Annotated in this window: 20 protein-coding genes and 1 other RNA gene; 4 read left to right on the top strand and 17 right to left on the bottom strand. The window is 64.5% G+C overall.

Going from position 1 to position 19217, the window contains the following annotated elements; genetic code table 11:
* Position 1: 1 nt before the first annotated feature.
* The 11 genes from HK107_RS01760 to rnpB form a co-directional block, all read right to left on the bottom strand.
* Positions 2-1105, bottom strand: coding sequence for a UDP-N-acetylglucosamine--N-acetylmuramyl-(pentapeptide) pyrophosphoryl-undecaprenol N-acetylglucosamine transferase (locus tag HK107_RS01760; protein ID WP_173196205.1), 1104 nt, complete (start codon positions 1103-1105; stop codon positions 2-4).
* A complete protein-coding gene (locus tag HK107_RS01765; protein WP_173196207.1) occupies positions 1102-2229 on the bottom strand; it encodes an FtsW/RodA/SpoVE family cell cycle protein in 1128 nt (375 codons plus the stop codon). Before HK107_RS01765 ends, HK107_RS01760 begins: the two co-directional genes overlap by 4 nt.
* Positions 2222-3538: a Mur ligase family protein gene (locus HK107_RS01770; RefSeq protein WP_173196210.1), complete on the bottom strand. Its 1317-nt coding sequence runs from the start codon at positions 3536-3538 to the stop codon at positions 2222-2224. Before HK107_RS01770 ends, HK107_RS01765 begins: the two co-directional genes overlap by 8 nt.
* Positions 3539-3542: 4 nt before the next feature.
* Positions 3543-4646 (bottom strand): phospho-N-acetylmuramoyl-pentapeptide-transferase, encoded by a 1104-nt coding sequence (mraY, locus tag HK107_RS01775; protein ID WP_173196211.1) that lies wholly within the window; start codon positions 4644-4646, stop codon positions 3543-3545.
* Positions 4646-6022: a UDP-N-acetylmuramoyl-tripeptide--D-alanyl-D-alanine ligase gene (locus tag HK107_RS01780; protein WP_173196213.1), complete on the bottom strand. Its 1377-nt coding sequence runs from the start codon at positions 6020-6022 to the stop codon at positions 4646-4648. Before HK107_RS01780 ends, mraY begins: the two co-directional genes overlap by 1 nt.
* The gene (locus HK107_RS01785; RefSeq protein WP_198912269.1) at positions 6019-7467 is read right to left on the bottom strand and encodes a UDP-N-acetylmuramoyl-L-alanyl-D-glutamate--2,6-diaminopimelate ligase; all 1449 of its coding nucleotides are present in this window, start codon (positions 7465-7467) and stop codon (positions 6019-6021) included. The genes HK107_RS01780 and HK107_RS01785 overlap by 4 nt, the downstream gene beginning before the upstream one ends.
* A complete protein-coding gene (locus HK107_RS01790; RefSeq protein ID WP_173196215.1) occupies positions 7464-9206 on the bottom strand; it encodes a peptidoglycan D,D-transpeptidase FtsI family protein in 1743 nt (580 codons plus the stop codon). Before HK107_RS01790 ends, HK107_RS01785 begins: the two co-directional genes overlap by 4 nt.
* The gene (locus tag HK107_RS01795; protein WP_173196217.1) at positions 9203-9514 is read right to left on the bottom strand and encodes an FtsB/FtsL family cell division protein; all 312 of its coding nucleotides are present in this window, start codon (positions 9512-9514) and stop codon (positions 9203-9205) included. Before HK107_RS01795 ends, HK107_RS01790 begins: the two co-directional genes overlap by 4 nt.
* A complete protein-coding gene (gene rsmH, locus HK107_RS01800; RefSeq protein ID WP_332871466.1) occupies positions 9514-10518 on the bottom strand; it encodes a 16S rRNA (cytosine(1402)-N(4))-methyltransferase RsmH in 1005 nt (334 codons plus the stop codon). The genes HK107_RS01795 and rsmH overlap by 1 nt, the downstream gene beginning before the upstream one ends.
* The gene (locus HK107_RS01805; protein ID WP_173196219.1) at positions 10515-11033 is read right to left on the bottom strand and encodes a division/cell wall cluster transcriptional repressor MraZ; all 519 of its coding nucleotides are present in this window, start codon (positions 11031-11033) and stop codon (positions 10515-10517) included. Before HK107_RS01805 ends, rsmH begins: the two co-directional genes overlap by 4 nt.
* A gap of 446 nt (positions 11034-11479) precedes the next feature.
* Positions 11480-11855: RNase P RNA component class A (rnpB, locus tag HK107_RS01810), an RNA gene on the bottom strand.
* A gap of 61 nt (positions 11856-11916) precedes the next feature.
* Here rnpB and HK107_RS01815 point away from each other — a divergent pair.
* Complete coding sequence (locus tag HK107_RS01815; protein ID WP_173196221.1) at positions 11917-12951, top strand: Gfo/Idh/MocA family protein; 1035 nt, start codon at positions 11917-11919, stop codon at positions 12949-12951.
* On the opposite strand, the gene HK107_RS01820 is transcribed toward HK107_RS01815, so the two are convergent.
* Genes HK107_RS01820 through HK107_RS01845 form a run of 6 tightly spaced genes read right to left on the bottom strand, consistent with a single transcriptional unit; the run spans position 12948 to position 16527 of the window.
* A complete protein-coding gene (locus HK107_RS01820) occupies positions 12948-13556 on the bottom strand; it encodes a trimeric intracellular cation channel family protein (protein ID WP_173196223.1) in 609 nt (202 codons plus the stop codon). The two genes, HK107_RS01815 and HK107_RS01820, sit on opposite strands and share 4 nt — an antisense overlap.
* Complete coding sequence (locus tag HK107_RS01825) at positions 13553-14158, bottom strand: 2-hydroxychromene-2-carboxylate isomerase (protein ID WP_173196225.1); 606 nt, start codon at positions 14156-14158, stop codon at positions 13553-13555. The genes HK107_RS01820 and HK107_RS01825 overlap by 4 nt, the downstream gene beginning before the upstream one ends.
* On the bottom strand, positions 14158-14886 hold the full coding sequence (locus tag HK107_RS01830; RefSeq protein ID WP_173196227.1) for an SDR family oxidoreductase: 729 nt from the start codon (positions 14884-14886) through the stop codon (positions 14158-14160). The genes HK107_RS01825 and HK107_RS01830 overlap by 1 nt, the downstream gene beginning before the upstream one ends.
* Positions 14883-15224: a DUF2834 domain-containing protein gene (locus tag HK107_RS01835; RefSeq protein ID WP_173196229.1), complete on the bottom strand. Its 342-nt coding sequence runs from the start codon at positions 15222-15224 to the stop codon at positions 14883-14885. Before HK107_RS01835 ends, HK107_RS01830 begins: the two co-directional genes overlap by 4 nt.
* A complete protein-coding gene (locus tag HK107_RS01840) occupies positions 15224-15595 on the bottom strand; it encodes a DUF2834 domain-containing protein (RefSeq protein WP_173196231.1) in 372 nt (123 codons plus the stop codon). Before HK107_RS01840 ends, HK107_RS01835 begins: the two co-directional genes overlap by 1 nt.
* 5 nt (positions 15596-15600) lie before the next feature.
* On the bottom strand, positions 15601-16527 hold the full coding sequence (locus HK107_RS01845) for a branched-chain amino acid transaminase (protein ID WP_173196233.1): 927 nt from the start codon (positions 16525-16527) through the stop codon (positions 15601-15603).
* Positions 16528-16759: 232 nt separating this feature from the next.
* On the opposite strand from HK107_RS01845, the gene HK107_RS01850 reads away from it, so the two are divergent.
* From HK107_RS01850 to HK107_RS01860, 3 genes are read left to right on the top strand one after another with little or no spacing between them, the layout of a single operon-like run.
* On the top strand, positions 16760-17290 hold the full coding sequence (locus tag HK107_RS01850; protein ID WP_173196235.1) for a GNAT family N-acetyltransferase: 531 nt from the start codon (positions 16760-16762) through the stop codon (positions 17288-17290).
* Between the two features lie 41 nt (positions 17291-17331).
* Positions 17332-18129 carry a nucleoside triphosphate pyrophosphohydrolase gene (mazG, locus tag HK107_RS01855; RefSeq protein WP_173196237.1) on the top strand — a complete coding sequence of 266 codons (798 nt, stop codon included), beginning with the start codon at positions 17332-17334 and terminating at the stop codon, positions 18127-18129.
* Positions 18126-19118: a carbon-nitrogen hydrolase family protein gene (locus tag HK107_RS01860; RefSeq protein WP_173196239.1), complete on the top strand. Its 993-nt coding sequence runs from the start codon at positions 18126-18128 to the stop codon at positions 19116-19118. The genes mazG and HK107_RS01860 overlap by 4 nt, the downstream gene beginning before the upstream one ends.
* Positions 19119-19217: the final 99 nt, after the last annotated feature.

Consider the following 19217-nt stretch of genomic DNA (forward strand, 5'->3'; position numbering starts at 1 on the left):
GTCAGCCGAGTTTTCCGGCTGTGAGGTCTTGGGTCAGGTCAGCGAGCGCAGCGGCTGCGCCCTCGGCCATCCGGCCCTTTGCCGCATCGGCCATGCTGGTCAAACGGGTGGTGTCGGAGAGCACCGCTTCGAGGGTCTTAGCGGCATTGTCGACGCTGAGATCGTCTTCGAGGATCAGCTCAGCCGCGCCCACGTCGGTGAGGACGGTGGCGTTCATGCGCTGGTGGTCATCCATGGCGATCTTGAGGGGCACCAGCAGCGAAGGCCTGCCGATGACCGAAAGTTCCGCAACGGAGGATGCGCCGGACCGCGCGACGATCAGGTGGCTGCTTGCGATCCTCTCGGGAAGGTCGGTGAAGAACGGCGCAAGCTCGACCGAGCGGGGGTCGATGCCTGCCGCTTCATAGGTCTGGCGCGCGGCGTCGATGCCGTCTTCGGCCACCTGATGGGTGATGCGGAGGCGGTCCTTGAGCGCTGATGGGAGCTTGCCGATCGCCTCGGGGAAGATGCGGGCGAAGAGCGATGCGCCCTGGCTGCCGCCGAAGATGAGGAGATGGAGCGGGCCGCCTGCCATCGGCTTGTCGAACGGCTCGGAGGCCGCCTCGATCACGGCGCGGCGGACAGGGTTGCCGGTTTCGCGCAGGCGCATGGCGCCCTTGGGTGCGCGGTCGAGCTTGGGGAAGCCGTGGGCGATGAAGCCTGCCTTGCCCGCTGCCAGACGGTTGGCGCGGCCAAGGACGGCGTTCTGCTCATGGATGCCGGTGGCAATGCCTGACTGCTGGGCTGCAAGCATGGAGGGCGCGGAAGGGTAGCCGCCGAAACCGATGACCGCGTCTGCGCCGAAGCGCTTCAGCGCCTTCTTCGCCGTGCCGATGCCGCCGAGGAGGGTCATCGCGGCGGAGATCTTGGCGAGGATGCCGCTGGCCGAGGGGCTGGCTGCCTTGAGGAGCACCTTCTCGTCGTGGGGGAAGTCCTTGGTGTAGCGGTCGCCCCGCGCATCGGTGAGCAGCATGACCTGCCAGCCGCGCGAGCGGGCTTCTTCGGCCAGAGCCTGTGCGGGGAACATGTGGCCGCCGGTACCGCCGGCTGCGAGGGCAATCTTCATGCACGCCTTTTGCGGGTGAGCACCAAGAGAAGTCCAGCCGTGAAACCGGTCGCCAACATGGATGATCCTCCATAACTGATGAGTGGCAGGGTCATGCCCTTGGCCGGGAGGACGCCGAGGTTCACGCCGATATTGATCGACGCCTGAATGCAGAGAGCGGTCGTCAGCCCTGCGATGGCGCAGCGCTTGAAGACGTCTGTGCTGGCAAGCGCTGCCGTGAGCCCACGGATCGCGATGACGGCGAAGAGACCGATGATGAGGAGGCCGATCAGGAGGCCGAACTCTTCAATGGCGACGGCGAAGACGAAGTCCGTCTGGCTGTCCGGCAGCGATGCTTTTACCCCTGTCGCCTCGTGGAGGTCGTGGCCGAAGACGCCACCTGAGCGGATGGCCTCGGCCGCCTTGTCGGTCTGGTAGGCGTCGCCCGATGAGGGATCGAGGAAACGGTCGATCCGTGCGCGGACGTGAGACTGGGTGAGATAGCCTAGGGTCAGCGCGCTGGCCGCTGCTGAGCCGAGGGCTGCGATCCATGCCCAGCTGAAGCCCGCCACAAAGAGCATCACCGCCCAGATCGCGGTAAGCAGCAGCCACTGGCCATAGTCCGGCTGGGATAGGAGTAGGACTGACGCGATACCGTAGACGAGGAGGCTTGCGAGGAAGCCCGGGAAGCCGCTGTCAGGCTTGGCTGAGAGGAACCACGCGACGAGGATCGCGAAGCCGGGCTTTAAGAATTCAGAGGGCTGAAGACCGAAGCTGCCGATGGGGATCCAGCGCTTGGCGCCCTTGATCTCGGGGCCGACGAGGAGCGCCACGGCCATGAGGAAGAGCGCGCCGAGGGCAGCAAGGATACCGATGCGGCGGGCCTGAAGAGGCGTGAGAGCTGCGGTCAGGCAGGCACCCGTCAGCGTCGCGCCTAGGAAGATGACGTGCCGCTCGGTGAAGTAGAAAGGCTCAGTGATGCCGACCCGCGCTGCGGCGACGGGGCTCGCAGCGAAGCTCAAGACGAGGCCGGTGAGCGCGAGTAACCCAAAGGCATAGACCAGCGCCATGTCGTAGCCGCCGAGCTGGCCAGCGCGGACCTTGGCTGCGCCTGCTTCGAGGCGTGAGAGGGTGGCTTCAAGCATGGGCTCTCCCCTGCTCGGCCATTTCCTTCAGCGCCCGGAGCTTGAAGAGCTCGCCCTGACGGGAGAAGCCTTCCGCCCCCGGAGAGTAAAGGAGCACGGGAGCAGCAGTGGGCTCGCGGCGGAGGAGGTCATTGGCAGCACGGATCGCAGCTTCGGTGGCGGCTTCGGCGTCCTTGAAAGTCACCACACCATCGACCGGCGGGCCTGAACCATCAGGGTGCGTCACGAAGAAAGAGCCGCGCATCCCGCCTTTCACCCGCTTGGAAAGGTCGCCGTGCCGATGGCCGATCCAGAAGACGTCAGGGCATGCCGTGATCGCGGCCTCGGTGGAGGACTGGCAGCTCGCCTCACGGTCATCGACGAAGACGATCCGGCCTTCGGTGCCGATGCAATCGAAGCGGCCATCGAGGCCACGGAAGCTCGTGAGCGCCGCGATGATCTGGTCGTCATTGATGCCAAAATGGGCGGCGACGGCGGCAGCGGCCGCAGCGTCTTGGCCCATGTGATCACCGAGCAGGCTACCGCTGTCGGAGTAGCTGCCGATGCGCCGGGTCCTGCCCCCGCGCACGGCGTAGAGATTGCGTTCGAGCGCGAACCAGCCGTCGGAGAGGGTCGCGCCGCCGCTGACGGCCACGATGTCCCGGGCCGAGGAAGCGCTCTGCCTGCGGACGGCCATCAGGAGGCTCTGGCAGCCGATATCGTCCGTGCCGAGAACGGCGACCTGCGCGGTCGTCAGAAGCTCGATCGCCGCCTCGCGCGCCTTGTCGCCCACCTGCGCGCCGCGCTCCTCGGTGAGGTTGAGGACGATGGCCGCGCCTGCGCCGAGGGTCAGGGCATCGCGTACGGCAGAGGGCTCTGCGCGGAGGATGAGATGCTCCGTCAGCGCACCAAGGGCGTTAAGAAAGCCCCGGCCCTTATCGACTTCCACGGCATCCTGCCCGCCCTGGGCGAGGAGCCTGAGGAGCAGTGCTGAGGTGACCGCCTTCCCTGCCGAGCCGGTGATGACCGTCCTGCGCGCACGGTCCACGGCGAGGCCCTGCTGCACGTGGCCGAGGAAAGCGAGGTCGGAGAGGACGGGCATGTCCCGCTCCACCGCCTGCCGCTGAAGGCTCGCCCGGACCGGATGCTCGACCCCGAGCCCGTAGATGAAGGCGCCTGCGCCCTGCGGAAGCTCAGCCTCCGGACTGTCAGGCGAGATCATCGCGACGTCGAAACCGCGCTCGTCGAGGACACGGCTCGCCGCATGGGTGAGCGGCGGGCCGAAATAGGCGATCTGACCGCTGGCGGGGATGTTGGCGGTCTCTTGCACAGGCTTACCTCAGCTTGAGAGTGGACAGGCCGATCATCGCGAGGATGATCGCGACGATCCAGAAACGGATGACGATGGTCGGCTCTTTCCAGCCGAGCTGCTCGAAATGGTGGTGCACCGGCGCCATCTTGAAGACCCGCTTGCCGGTCAGTTTGAAGCTGGCGATCTGGATCATCACCGACAGTGCCTCCACCACGAAGAGCCCGCCAATGATGGCTAGGACGATTTCGTGCTTGATGGCCACCGCCATGGCACCGAGCGCTCCGCCGAGGGCCAGCGAGCCCGTGTCGCCCATGAAGATCATGGCCGGCGGTGCGTTGAACCAGAGGAAGCCGAGCCCTGCACCGATGATCGCGGCACAGATGATCGCCAACTCCCCTGCCCCCGGAACATAGATGATGCCGAGATATTCGGCATAGTCCGCACGGCCCGTGAGGTAGGCGATGATGAGGAAAGCACCGGCTGCAATCATGACCGGGACAATGGCGAGGCCATCGAGGCCATCTGTCAGGTTCACGGCGTTCGAGCTGCCGACGATGACGATGGCTGCGAACGGAAAGATCAGGAAGCCCAGGGGGATGATCGCGCCCCAGAAGGGAATGGCGAGGCCTGTCGCAATTTCCGAATCGGCGCCCTGCGAGCTGGAGAGAACGGCCACCGCCGCTGCGCCTGCCACGAAGGCCACGGCGAACTGGAAGAGCAGCTTCATCGAACCCACGACACCGTCGGCGGACTGCTTCTTTACCTTCTTGTAGTCGTCGTAGAACCCGAGAAGCCCGAAGCTCAGCGTCACGCCGAGCACCATCCAGACGTAAGGGTTGTTGAGCGGCGCCCAGAGCAGCGTCGAGATCACCGTCGCGAGCAGGATCAGCACGCCGCCCATGGTCGGGGTCCCCGCCTTCTCGATGATGTGGCTTTGCGGGCCATCCTTGCGGATCGGCTGGCCCTTGCCCTGCTTCACGCGCATCCAGTCGATCATGCCGGGGCCGACGATGAAGGCGATGATGAGCGCCGTCATGGTCGCACCGCCCACGCGGAACGTGATGTAGCGGAACAGGTTGAAGATCTGATATTCGTCCGCAAGCGGAACGAAGAGGTGATAGAGCATTAGACGGTAGTCCCCACCTTGAGAAACGCCTCGACAAGGGCACCTACCCTAGAGGCGTTCGATCCCTTGAAAAGCACCGTATCGCCCTCATGGAGATCATCTAACAAAGGTTGAAGAAGTCCTTGCGCAGTTTCAGCATGGCTACCGCGCTTTGCGGCGGGGAGTGCGTCACGCAGGTGCGCCATGTCGGCCCCTGCGGTGTGGACGATGTCGGCGGAGACCGCTGCTTTTGGGGCGAGGCCTGCGTGAAGATCAGGCGAGGTGGGCCCGAGCTCTTTCATCTCGCCGAGGATCGCGATGCGGCGGCCGCCCTTCTTTTCCGAAAGGACGCTGAGCGCGGCTTCCATGGAGGCAGGGTTGGCGTTGTAGCTCTCGTCGAGAACGAGGACGGTCTTGCCGTCGATGGTGAGCTTGCGGTCCTCGCCGCGTCCCGCGCCGGGGCGGAACTGTTCGAGGGCTGCGGCAGCGTCCTTGGCGGAGAGACCTGCGAGCTTGGCCGCGGTCAGGGCGGCAGCGGCGTTCCTGACATGATGAGGCCCGGCGACGTGGAGGCGGAAGCTGACGGCTTCGCCCAGAATGTCGGCATCGACGTCGCTATAGGCGTTTTGCAGGTCGATCTTGTTGAGGCGGCTCTCGAAGGCCCCTTCCCCGAAGCGCAGGATCTCGGTCACGCCAGCCTCGCGGCAGCGCTGTTCCAGCCTCTCGGCGTAACGGCTCTCGCCGGGGATGATCATGGCTCCGCCGCGCCGCAGGCCCTCGGCGATCTCGGCCTTGGCATCGGCAATGGCTTCCATGGACCCAAGAAATTCGAGGTGCGCTGCAGCGATGGTCGTGATGAGCGCGATATGCGGCTGGACGAGGCTCGTCAGGGCACGGATCTCGCCCGCGTGGTTCATGCCCATCTCGAAGACGCCGACATCAGCGGACGGAGGAAGCTCCGCCAGCGTCAGCGGCACGCCGATATGGTTGTTGAAGCTCTTCTCCGCCGCGTGGACCTCGCCCATCGGCTCTAGGCACGCGCGGAGCATTTCCTTGGTGGTGGTCTTGCCTGCGGAGCCCGTCACGCCGATCAGCGGCGCAAAGCTGCGATCACGGGCGGTGCGCGCCATAGCCTCAACGGCGCGCAGGGTATCGTTGACGATGAGGCAGGGCCCGCCCGCGATCTCGCGGGTGACGATGGCGGCGGCTGCGCCTTTCTCAAACGCTTGCGGCACGAAGTTATGGCCGTCGCGCTCAGCTTCGAGCGCCACGAAGATATCGCCAGGCTGGAGCGTGCGGGTGTCGATGGACAGTCCGTTCCCGGACCAGTCGCCACCTGTCAGCTTTCCGCCGGTTGCGCCTTGCACCTGATAGGCTTGCCAGAGTGCGTCGCTCATGCGTCACCTCCCACTTTCTGGAGGGCTTCGCGGGCCTTTTCGAGATCGCTGAAGGGATAGATCACGTCGCCCACCATCTGGCCGCGCTCGTGGCCTTTGCCTGCGATGACGAGGGTGTCCCCTGCTTTCAGGGAAGCAACGCCGTGGCGGATGGCTTCCTCGCGGTCGCCGATGATGGTGGCTTTGGGAGCGCCCTCGGCCACCTGCGCGCGGATGAAGGCGGGGTCTTCCGTCCTCGGATTGTCGTCGGTGATGATGACATGCTCGGCCAGCGAAGCCGCTGCTGCACCCATCTGGGAGCGCTTGGCAGTGTCGCGGTCGCCCCCGGCACCGACGATGACATGGATGCGCCCTGCGGTATGCGGACGGATGGCCTTGAGCACAGTCTCGACGGCGGCGGGCGTGTGGGCGTAGTCGACGAACACCCCTGCTTCGCCATCAGGAAAGCGGCGGACGCCTGCAGGCTCCATCCGGCCGGGAGCGGCGCTGATCTTTTCGAGGAGCGGCAGCACTTCATCGGCTGAATGCCCGCTCTCCATGACGATGGCCGCGGCGACGAGGGCGTTGTCTGCCTGGAAGCTGCCAATCATCGGCAGGCGGAGCATGTAGCGCTTGCCCGCCGCCTCCACCGCGATGTCAAGGCCCGCAGCGGCTGGTTTCACCGAGAGAAGCCTCAGCGTCTCGCCCTGACGCCCGACGGTCACAGGGCGGCGGCCATAGGCCTTCGCGTCCTGCACCGCGGTCTCCGCATAGGGACCATCGGTGTTGATGACCACGGCATTGCCGCGCGGCAGGAGCTGGGTGAAGAGCCGGCGCTTGGCCTTGTAATATTCCTCGAAGCTGCCGTGATAGTCGAAGTGATCGCGGGTCAGGTTCGTGAAGGCTGCGATCTGGAAGTTGACGCCATCGGCCCTGTACTGAGCAAGCCCGTGGCTCGACACCTCCATGGCGAGGTGCGTCGTGCCCACGGTGGTCATGCCGGAGAGGACCTGATGGATCTCCACCGGGTCAGGGGTCGTGTGCTTCAGCGCATAGTCATAGCCCGGAGCGAATGCGCCGAGCGTGCCGAGGCTCCCAGCCGCATGGCCGCAAAGGTCCCAGAGCTGGCTGGCGAACCGCGCCACGGAGGTCTTTCCGTTCGTACCCGTCACACCGGCGATCATGCGCGGCTGTTGCGGGTGGAAGCACATGGCGAGCTGGGCCAGCGTCAGGCGCGGTTGCTCGCTCTCCACCACCGGCACGGGCGCGGGAGTGCCGGGCCTTGCGAGGATCGCAGCGGCGCCGTTCTGGATCGCGCTCTCGATATAGGTTCGACCGTCAGCTTGCGTCCCGGACAGCGCCGCGAAAAGCCATCCCGGCTTCACCGCGCGGCTGTCCGCCGTCAGTCCTGCGATCTCGACATCTGGCAGCCGTCGCGCCAGAGCCGTCATCTCCTGAAGCTTCATCGTGCCTCGTTTTCCGAGACGTCCCCTGCTGCCTGCCTGGGGTTCCTGTCGCCTCGTTCTCCCAATATTGTCAGAAATCCGTCCGCGGCCACATCATCTTTCACTGGCCTGATCCCAAGAATCGGGGAGAGCCTTTCCACCACCCGCGAGAAGGCAGGCGCCGCTGTCCAGCCTGCCGTCGCGTAGCCCTTCGTATCCGCATTGCCCTGCGGCTCATCGAGAGAAATCAGCAGGACATATTCGGGGTTATAGCCGGGGAAGGCACCGATGAAGCTCGAAATGATCGGGCCGTCATCGTTATAGCCGCCGACGCCGGGCTTGTCGGCGGTCGCCGTCTTTCCGATCACGTAGTAATCCTGCGCCTCGGCAAAGCCGCCCGTGCCTTCGGTAACGACGCTCCTCAGTGCACGGCGCATGGCGAGGCTGGTCTGGGGCGAGATGACCCGGCGCGCCTCGACAGGATCGCTTTCGAGGAAGCGCGGGGTGACGATCTCTCCGCCATTCACCAGCGCCGAGAAGGACGAGACGAGCTGCAGCGGCGAGACGGCAATGCCGTGGCCATAGGAGACCGTGGCGATCTCTGCCGGACCCCACTGGCGCGGGATCAGCGGGCTGCGGCTCTCAGGCAGGCTCGTGGACATGCGTTCGAGCAGGCCAAACTCGCCGAGCGCTTCGCGGAAGCCGTCTTCGCCCATCAGAAGCGCAAGCTGCGCCGTGCCGATGTTGGAGGAGTAGGCGAGGATTTCCTCCACGGTGAGGATGTTCCCCTTCTCCGAATAATCCTCGATCTCCCAGTCACCGACTTTCAGCGGCGAGGTCACATCGACAGGTGTGTCGAGGGCGACCTGTCCATCCTCAAGCGCCATGGCAATGGTCAGCGCCTTGAAGCCTGAGCCAAGCTCATAGGTGTCCGAAACCGTCCGATTGCGGCGGGCCTCGGCTTCGCTTGCGCCGGGAACGTTCGGATCGAAGTCAGGAAGGCTGACCATCGAGACGACCGAGCCGTCCTTCGCGTTCATCAGGATGCCCCAAGCCGCGCGCGCTTCGAAGCGGCGCATGGCGAGGCTCAGCTCACTAACGAGCACGGTCTGGGCCGCGACCTGAAGGGTGGTCTTTTGTGGGCCCTGAAGCTCACGCGCGGTCAGGGCGCCCTCGAGGCCCGTGACGCCGCCGCGGCCGGGGATCTGGTAGCCGATGACGTGGCTGAAGAGACGGCCCTGTGGGTAGGCGCGAATGTCCGCCTCCGGAAAATCGATGCCGGGGAGGCCCAAGGCGAGGACCTGCTCGCGCTGGCGCTCGGAAATCACCCGGTCGATGGTCACGCGCTGGCGGGCGGAGAGCTTGATGCGCAGCTTGTCAGGGTCGACCTGCGGGAAGATCGAGGCGAGCCCTTCGGCGGCTTCGTCTGCGTCCCACACTTCCGACCCGTTGATGGCGAGGCCAAAGCCTTTGACGTTGAGCGCGAGCGCACGGCCATCGCGGTCTTCGAGGCTGGGCTCGGAGCTGTCCGACGGGATGTAACCGCCCGCATAGGTCGGGGCTGGCGTGTCGAGGGCCAGCTGCACGGTCCTGATGCCAAGGACGCCAAATGCCATGGCGAGGCCGGCGCCGCACAGGATCAGCCTGCGGCGGATGCCTTCTGAATGTGCCTTGTGATCCTTGACCGGCGCGCCCTTGCGGGCTGCGACCTCGTCATAGACCATATCGACATCAAAGCGTCCGGGGACAGTGCTGCTCACGGATAATCCTCCAGGCGGGCAGCGGGATCGATCGCTTCAAGCAACACATCACCATCTGCCATCTGGCGCCCACTGCCCGGCGTCAAAGGAAGACGGTCGGCACTAAGTTCGTTGAGTCGGGGCGCAGACTCCAGAACTTCCACCTCAAATCGAAGTCGGTCGACCTCGGCCTGAAGTTTCGCCTGCTGACGTTCGAGCTTGGCAATGGCCCGGCGCTCGGCGCGGACTTCGTGCTCTGCGGTGAGACGAAAGATGGCCGCGCCTGCGACGGCGGCGATCAGGATGGTGAAGGTTGCGAAGCGGATCATCAGTGTTGGCTCCAGCGGGCCTGAAGGTCGGAGAAAACGAGTGACGGTGCGCCGAGGGAGCGAAGGCGCTCCTTGGTCCATTCGGTCGGCGCGGCTGATGTGCGGGTCGCGGCGCGCAGCTTGGCCGAGCGCGCGCGGGGGTTCTGGGCAGCCTCGTCCTCGCTGGCCGCGAGGGCCTTGCGGGTCTCGAGGGTGAAGCTTGGGTCGGGACGCTCGATCACCGGCATGTGGCGCGAGCCGCCTCCATCGCCTGCCGAGGCAATCGTCAGGAACTTCTTGGTGATGCGGTCCTCGAGGGAGTGGAAGGTCACGACGACGAGCCTGCCGCCGTCCTTCAGTGCCTCCTCGGCACCCATCAGGGCACGGACGAGCTGGCCAAGCTCGTCATTTACGAAGATGCGGATCGCCTGGAACATGCGGGTGGCGGGGTGGATCTTGTCCTTGGCGCGCTGAGGGCCTGCTAGGGCTGCCAGTTGTGCCGTGGTGGTGATCGGCGCCTTGGCCCGCTCGCGGACGATGGCCGCCGCGAGAAGCCCTGCGCGGCGCTCTTCGCCATATTGCCAGAGGATCGTCTTGAGTTCGTCCTGGGTCAGCTCGGCGATGGCTTCCTCAGCGGAGACGCCGTCGCCCATGCGCATGTCGAGGGGGCCGTCCTTTTGGAAGGAGAAGCCGCGCGCGGACTGGTCGATCTGCATGGAGGAGACGCCGAGGTCGAAGACCGCGCCGTCGAGGCCGTCGGGCGCGTGCTCGGCGGCCTCTTCGGCGATGGAGTCGAAGGGGCGCTCGATCAGGGTCAGGCGCTCTTCCCCTTCGAACCGCTCTTTGCCCGCAGCAATGGCGGTCGGGTCACGGTCAAAGGCGAGGACCTTCGCGCCTGTCGCGAGGATACCAGCGGTGTAGCCGCCTGCGCCAAAGGTGCCGTCGGCCACGACCTGTCCCTCGGACGGCTTCAGGGCCTCCAAGACTTCCGGCAGCATGACGGGGATGTGCGGAGCTTCGCTCACGACTTCCTCCCCGACTGGACCGAGGGAAGGCTTCGCGCACGGAGGGTTTCGGCATGACGGCCTGCAGCTTGACGCGCCTTGAGGCGGCGCGCTTCTAGCCAAGCGGCGTCGGCAAGGATGAAATGACGCCCGCGCCCCGCGAAGCCGACGGGCCCTGAGAGCTTGGCGTGCTCGCGCAGGTTCTTCGGCAGGGAGACCCTGCCCGTCTCATCGATGGCGAGGCGGAGGACCCCTGCGGTGATCTCTTCCTCGATCAGCCAGCGGTCTTCGTCATAGACGTCCTGACCTGCGATGGCTTCGAGGAGGTCAGCCAGCATCTCAGCCGTTCCGAGCTGCAGCACATCCTCCGTGAGCGAAGGGAATGCGTAGACCTCGGGCGCCACGAGCTGCTGGCGGAATTCGGTGGGAATGACGACGCGGGACTTCGTATCCAGCTTGCCAGGAAAGCGGCCCGTGAAGCGGGCAGCGGCGCGTAGATCCCCGCGCTCAGTGACCTGCCCCTCGACCGTGGCCATGTCTGTCCTCGCCTCTTTGCCTATGCGTTTCCCGGACCCTCAGGATGCCGCCCTCGGGTGAAACTGGGATAACATGGGCTCACTTGGGAAACAATGACACCTTGGCAGTGTGGAAAAATCCTTAACGATTTCTATCTCGCGGCGCGTGGCGCGTTCATCTTCGTTGGCGCTACCGCTTCGCTACTTGAGCGCAGGGGGACGCACCTGACCGGCGCGGACGCCCGGTCGGGCGCCTTCCGGCGGAGACGTTGCACGTCGAAGCCCCTCTCCCTCGATCCCTCTCCCCTAGGGAGAGGGAGGCGCAAACTGAGCCGCTACGCCTCCATCCGAACCGTTCCGCTCGAGGGCACCCAAGCGGGTGCCCGGCGCCTATGCGCCGCCCCATCGGAGGCGCCACGCGCCGTGAGATACAAAAACTCAGCGCCCTTGGCGCGTGAAACAAAAAAAGCATCAGGCGGCCGGTAAGCCGGGTTCTGTCTTCCCTTGCGGGAGGACGACCATTCATCTGAGGCGCTTCCTTGCGGAGGCGCTCCTGCAACCAACCCGGACGGCTCAGCCTGGCGGCGGGCCTGCAGCGAGCTGCACGCCGTCCCTATTCGGTCTTGCTCCGGGTGGGGCTTGCCTTGACCCGCATCCGTTGCCGGAGCGGCGGTGGGCTCTTACCCCACCTTTTCACCGTGACCTCGCCGGGGCGAGGACGTCTTTCTCTGTGGCGCTATCCCTCAGCTCGCGCTGGCCGGACGTTATCCGGCACCCCGCCGCCATGGAGCCCGGACTTTCCTCGAAGGCCGAAAAGGCCCCCGCGGTCGCCTGGCCGCCTGACACACTGCGTGTGGGCTTTTTTGAGCTGAGTGTCTACGGGTGGGCAAAAGGGAGAGTGGTTATGGCATTGCGTCTTGGGATCGTCGGTACGGGGAAGATCGCGAACAAGCATGCGGTCGCTATTTCCCTGACGGACAAGGTCGAGCTGGCTGCCGTGGCTTCGCGGAAGCTGGAAACGGCGCAGGCCTTCACGGCGAAGCATGGCGGTGAGGCTGTGAAGGGCTGGGAAGCCCTCGTCGCGCGGGACGATATCGAGGCGGTCTACATCGCAACGCCTACTGGTGCGAAGCATGAGATTGCTGTCGAGGCGCTTGCCGCGGGCAAGCACGTCATCATCGAGAAGCCGTTTCGGGATGCCCTCTCCGCCTATCAGCTCGAGCGCATGGCACACCGCAGGGGCCTCGTTCTCTGGGACGCCACCCACTTCACGCATAATCCGCGTACCGACGCGATCATAGAAGCAATCGAACGGGGCGACATTGGCGAGCCCCTTTCCCTAATGGCCAACTTCCACGCCGACGTTGGCGGGCGCGAGAACATCCGGTTCAATCCCGCGCTCGAACCCTACGGAGCGCTTGGCGATCTCGGCTGGTACTGCGCGAGGCTTGTCGCGGAGTTCGCATGGGGAGCATTTGAGACGTCAGGCCGCCATGCCTTTGGATCGTGGGATCAAGACACCCTCGTCTCGATCAGCTCCGTGACCCGCTTCATGAACAAGAGCTTCCGCCTGACGATGGATTGCGGTTTTCAGGCAGGAGCCTTCACGCAAGAGATGACGCTTATTGGCACCGAGGGGATCATCTCCATGGACGACTTCGTCCACGACTGGGAGAAGGCCCGCATCGGCGAGGAGAAACCGCAGTTTCCGTCAGGCTACAAGCTGCGCAAAGGCCGAAGTGATCCGGATACGGCGGAGTTCATCAAGACACCCTCGGCCAAGTCACACATGATCTTCCTGCTCGAGAACTTCGCAGACGCGGTCGCAGGCAATCCTCCCGACGTGCTCGCAGGCGGTCGGACCATGTGCAAGACGCAGGAGTTTCTCGACGATATCTGGCGGAGCCTCGACGACAAGCCGAAGGTTCACCAGCGCTAACCACGCGGCTTAGGCAGCTCCAGCTTCCAGATAATCGCTGCGCCGCGCAGGAGAAACGCCGCTACGCAGCCGCCTGCGAAGGCCAGCGTCTGGGTGGCGGGCGACGCGACAAGGATGGCGTAGATCAGTGCGCCAAACATCGCGGCGGTAGCGTAGATGTCCTCCTTGAAGATCAGAGGCTCGCGGTTGGCCACCACGTCGCGCAGCAAACCGCCGAAGGTCGCCGTAATCGTCCCCATAAGGAGCACCACCACGAGGCCGTAGCCGAGCTCTGCCGCCTTGGCCGCGCCGGTGATGGCGAAGAGCGCGAGGCCCATCGCATCTGCCCACCTGAGCGGCTTGAACGCATCGACAGCGCTGGCCGCAAAGAACGCCACGAGGCCGCCAGCCGCTGCGAAACCGAGCACCACCGTGTCCTCCAGCCAGAAGACAGGCTGGTCGAGGAGCAGGTCGCGCAGGGTCCCTCCCCCGACGGCAGGCAGGAAGCTCAGCATCACGACGCCGAAGAGGTCCATCCGCAAGCGGACGGCTGCGACGCCTCCTGAAAGGGCGAAAACGAAGGTCCCTGCCCGGTCCGCGAGGAGGAGCAGAAGTTCAGGGCTCAACCCTTGGACCTAAGGATGTCGAGCTCGACGTCGCCGAGGCGGTCCTTGCCGAAGTAGAGCTCCTCTCCGACGAAGAAACTCGGTATGCCGAAGACCCCGCGCTCCACCGCACGGTTGGTGTTCTCCACCAACTTCGCCTTTGTCTCGGCCTCGGACGCCTTGGCGAGCAGCATGGCGCCCGGCAGGCCGTCCTGGTCGAGGCGAGCCTTGAAGACCTCCGCATCGTCCATTTTCAGGCCCTCTTCCCACATGCCCTTGAAACAGGCGGCGTTGTAGGCCTTGAGGTTGCCCGCCTCCTCCGCCGCGATGGCAGCGCGCATCATGGTCAGGGAGTTCTGGGGGAAATGTGGGTTCATCTGGAAGTTCGTGATCTGATGTTTCGCGAGAAACCTGCTCATCTCGCGCATCTCGTATTCCATCCGGCCCTTCACGGGACCGAAGCGCTGGAACGGTGAGACGTTGCCCGTCTCCTTGAAGATGCCGCCGAGAAGGACCGGCACCCGGGCAAAGTGAACGCCAGTCCGCTCCTCGATCTCCGGCAGGACGCGCCATGCGAGATAGGCGTTGGGGCTGCCGAAATCGTAGAGAAACTCAGGGGTCATCACCAATTCTCCTTCCACGGACGAAGGTCAAGCTCCTGCGTCCAGGCATCTTTTGGCTGCTTGTGCAGCATGACATAGTTCGCCGCGATATGGTCCGGGTTCAGAATGCGGCCATCATCGCGCATCCCGTCCACGCCCGGCACGTTGTCGCGGATGAAGCGGCTGTCGATCATGCCGTCGACGATGACATGGGCGACGTGGATGCCTTCGGGGCCAAGTTCTCTCGCCATGGACTCCGCCAGCGCGCGCAGGGCGTGCTTGGCTCCTGCGAAGGCGGAGTAGCCTTTTCCTCCGCGGACGGAGGCTGTGGCGCCGGTGAAGATGATCGTGCCTCGCCCGCGCGGCTTTTGGCGCTTCGCAACTTCGCGGCCCATCAGGAAGCCTGCGAAGGAGGCCATTTCCCAGACCTTGCGATAGACGCGCGAGGTGGTCTCGGTGACCGGGAAATTGACGTTCGCGCCGATGTTGAAGACGGCGACTTCGATCGGCCCGACGTCGGCTTCGATCTTCTCGACCAGGGCGACCATCTCGTCTTCATCGCGTGCATCGGCAGGAATTGCGAGAGCCTTGTGGACCTCATCGCGGATTGACTGGGCCAGCTTCTCGAGATCCTCCGCATGCCGAGGACGGCGTACGACGCAGGACGTTAGCCCCTCCCGCGCGAAAGCTCTCGCAATGGCGGCACCGGTATCGTCACCCGCGCCGATGATGAGGCAGGCGCCGGTCATGACGAAGGTCCCGGCCGCTTCGAAAGCTGGTGTGTCCTAAGGAGGAGGTAGAGGGCGAATGCCGACGCTACGCCCGGAACGATGACCAGCGGGATGCAGATCCAGCCGTGCCTGATACCGACCGCGGCCTGCTCATACAGGATCCAGACGATCAGGATCAGCCCGCAAAGGATAACGTCTACGGAATACCCTGTCGCAAACGGATTGACGAAGCCTCCCCCAAAAGCGCCGATGAGGTCGCCGCTCTTTAGCGCGGGCGGCAGGACGAACAGCAGGAAAAAGAGCGTGAATCCCGCGCCCAGTGCTCCAACGGCGGCTTTGTAGATGCCACTATGCATCAGCTTGACGCCTGGCTCTGGCTGGTTGCCTCACGTTCACGCTCCTTCGTTCTTACGAAGTGAAGCGAGCGGATAATGAGGTAGTAGGCAAGCGCCGCTGCCACGCCGGGTACAATCATCAGCGGCCATGCGATCCAGCCATTCCTGATCCCAAAGCGCGCACGCTCGTAGAAGATCCAGACCATGATGACAGCGCCCGTGACCAGAACGTCGATGGACCACGTCGCCGCATGCCTGTTGACGAAACCGTCCGTGAACGGCGCCAATGGCTCCCCCCGCACCAGCGAGGGGATGAAGATGAAGGCGATGACGCCGAAGGCGTAGAGAAGGCCGATGATTCCAACCGTTCCTTCAAACGCCTTCCTGCTCATGGGGCTCAGCCCTCGACCGGGTCGAGCCAGCCGTACTTGTCGTCGGTCCGCCCGTCGAAGAGGCCGAAGAACGCGTCCTGCAGGCTCTTGGTGACGGGGTTCTCGCCCGGGGTGCCGATGGTGATACCGTCGAGCGACTTGATCGGTGTGACCTCGGCTGCGGTGCCGGTGAAGAACAGCTCGTCCGCTCCGTAGAGGGCTTCACGGGCAATGTCCTGCTCGACCAGCTCGTAGCCCATGTCCTTCGCCATGGTCATGATCGAATCGCGGGTGATGCCGACCAGAATCGACGCCGCGGTCGGAGGCGTGATGATCTTGCCGTCCTTGACCATGAAGAGGTTCTCGCCTGCGCCTTCCGAAACCATGCCGGAGTGGCTGAGGCCGATGCCTTCGGTGCAGCCGCGGGCCTTGGCTTCTGTGGTGATGAGGCGGCTCGACAGGTAGTTGCCGGCCATCTTCACACCAGCGGGGATCGTCCCCGGAGCCGAGCGGCGCCACGAGGTGACAGCAACGTCGATGCCCTTGTCCACGGCATCCGCGCCGAGGTAGCGGCCGAAGGCGAAGGCGATCACGTCAAGCTCATCCGGGCAGCCGGTGGCCGAAGGCGAAAGCTCGCCATAGCCGAGATAGGCATTCACCCGGAGATAGGCCGAGGTCAGGCCGTTCTCGCGAACGGCGCGGCGGCAGGCCTCCATGATCTCTTCCTTGGTGTAGTGGATGCCGATGCCGTAGATCTTCGACGAGTACATCAGGCGCTCGGCGTGGGCGTCGTTGCGGAAGATCATCGTACCCTTTGGCGTCTCGTAAGCACGGATGCCTTCAAAGGCGCAGGTGCCGTAGAGAAGGCCGTGGGTCATGACGTGGGTCGTTGCTTCCGCCCAGGGGACCATCTCGCCGTTCCGCCAGATGTATTTTGACTCATTGATGGGCATCGAAGATCTCCGCTTCAAAGTTCGTGAGGGCGCTCTAGCGCCGCTTTCTCGGACGTGCCAAGCGCCGCGCGCTGGTCCTCCCATCACGGTTTTGCGGCAGCGCCGTGCAGGCTGACAGAATCAGGCTGTGTGCATTGGAAGAGAGACAGCGATCCTCGCTTGGGGCAAGCTATCGCTAGCGTTTGACGCCAATTGCCTGCTAAAACGCACCGGAGAAATTTTTGCGCACGCTATGACACCGGAACTCAAGACAGAGCGCCTTCGCCTGCGGCCCCTCACCCAGGATGACCAACCCTGGTTCGGCAAACTCAACCGCGACCCGGTGGTCCGCCGCTTCCTGTGGGACGATGACATCATCTCCGATGAGCAGGCCGCCGACATTATCGCGGAGAGCTCACGCCTCTTCGAGGACCGGCAGTACGGCCTCTTCCGGGCGGACGACGAGAACGGCGAGCCGGTGGGCTATTACGGCCTCTGGTTCTTCTTTGGCGAAGACCTGCCGCAGCTCCTCTACGTGACCGATCCTGAGCGGAATAAGGAAGGCTTTGCCGTGGAGGGTGCACGCGCCATTCGCGACTATGCCTTCGGACCGCTGGCGTTCAGCCACCTCGATGCGGCCTGCGATGCTGCCAATGAGCCTTCGCATCAGGTGGCCCGCGCGCTCGGTTTCAAGCTTCGCAAGACGGCGATGGAGGAAGGGCTCGAGACCACCTTCTACCGCGCTTACCCCGCCGATGACGGTGCGGCACTGGCCAGCGGCTGAGCCTGCCTTTAGGAGGGAGCCTCTCATCCCAGGAGGGCTCCATGGCCAAAACGCCGCCTACTGACGTTCGCTCCATTGAGGGCCTCAAGGAGCTGATGGCGAAGCTGCGCGATCCCGATGGCGGCTGCCCCTGGGACGTGGAGCAGGACCACAAGTCGATCGCCCGCTACTGCATCGAAGAAGCTTACGAGGTGGTCGATGCGATCGAGCATGGCAGCGACGCGGACCTCGTGAACGAGCTTGGCGACCTCCTCCTGCAGGTGGTCTTCCACGCCCAGATGGCGAAGGAGCGCGGTGCCTTCACCTTCGAGGACGTGGTCGAGGGCATCGTCACCAAGATGGTCCGCAGGCACCCCCATGTCTTCGAAGCCGCCGATGGCCGCGATGCTGACGGCCAGACGGTGCAGTGGGAAGAAATGAAAGCGCGGGAACGCGCCGAGAAAGGCGATGACAGCCTCCTCGCGGACGTACCCGTCGGCCTCCCCGCCCTCTCCCGCGCCGAGAAGCTGACGAAACGCGCGGCCCGCGTGGGCTTTGAGTGGGAGAAGCCCGAGCACATTCTCGACAAGCTCGAAGAAGAAATCGGAGAGCTCCGAGAAGCCATGGCATCAGGTGATGAGCGGCATACGGAAGAAGAGCTGGGCGACGTCGCCTTCTGCGTGGCCAACATTGGCCGCAGACTGAAGATCGATACGGAGACAGCCCTCCGCTTCACCAATGAGAAGTTCGAAAAGCGCTTCCGCCATATCGAAGCGCGGGTCGAAGGCTCAGGCCGTAACTTTGAGGACCATTCCCTCGAAGAGCTGGAGGCATACTGGCAGGAGGCCAAATCCCTATGACCCTTGAGATCGTCCGGCCCCAAAGCCCGCTCACTCCTCGTGAGGAGGATGCAGTCACTGTAGCCCTCGCGCAGATCGCCCCCGCATGGCTGAAGCGCGAGGACACGATCGACCGTATGGCTGCTGCCATCATGCAGGCTGCCGATGAAGGGGCACAGCTGGTCGCCTTCGGCGAAGGCCTCCTCCCCGGCTATCCGTTCTGGGTGGAGAAAACCGGCGGCGCTGTCTTCGAGAGCGACCTCCAGAAAGAGTGGTACGCGCACTATCTCAATCAGGGTGTCGATATCGAGCGCGGCGATCTCGTGCCGCTGCAAGAGCTCGCAAAGGCCAAGGGCCTCGCTCTCTCCTTCGGGATGATGGAGCGGGCGAACGATCGCGGCGGGCACACACTCTACGCCTCGATGGCCTACATTGATGCAGGCGGTGAGATCCGTGCCGTGCACCGGAAGCTCCAGCCAACCTATGAGGAACGGCTCGTCTGGGGACCGGGTGATGGCCACGGGTTGCGGGTACACGAGCTCGGCGCCTTCACCGCGGGAGCGCTCAATTGCTGGGAGAACTGGATGCCGCTGGCGAGGGCTGCGCTCTATGGCCAGGGCGAGGACCTGCACGTCGCGAGCTGGCCCGGCGGTCCTCAGAACACGGAAAGCCTGACGCCAGTGCTTGCCCGCGAAGGGCGAAGCTATGCGCTGTCGGTGTCAGGGGTTCTTGATCCGAAGACTATCGACCTGAACCTACCGGGTGCGGACAAACTGTGCGAAGGGGATAGCCTCTTCGCGCGCGGCGGCTCCTGCATTGCAGGACCTGATGGTCAGTGGCTGATCCCGCCTGTGAATGACCGCGAGGCGCTGCTGGTGGCGACGCTGGACCATGCCGAGGTGCGCCGCGAGCGGCAGAACTTTGACCCGGTCGGCCACTACTCCCGGCCAGATGTCCTGCAGCTCCGAGTGAACCGCGAACGCCAGTCGACGGTTCGGTTCGAGGACTGACGAGCTGCGCTTACCTCTCCCTCCGGGAGAGGTCGAAGGCTTTCGCAAGAAAGGCTTCGGGTGAGGGCTTTTGACGTCCCGCCCTCACCCGAAATCGGA

The sequence above is a fragment of the Parvularcula mediterranea genome, assembly GCF_013085255.1.
In the GTDB taxonomy this organism is placed as follows: domain Bacteria; phylum Pseudomonadota; class Alphaproteobacteria; order Caulobacterales; family Parvularculaceae; genus Parvularcula; species Parvularcula mediterranea.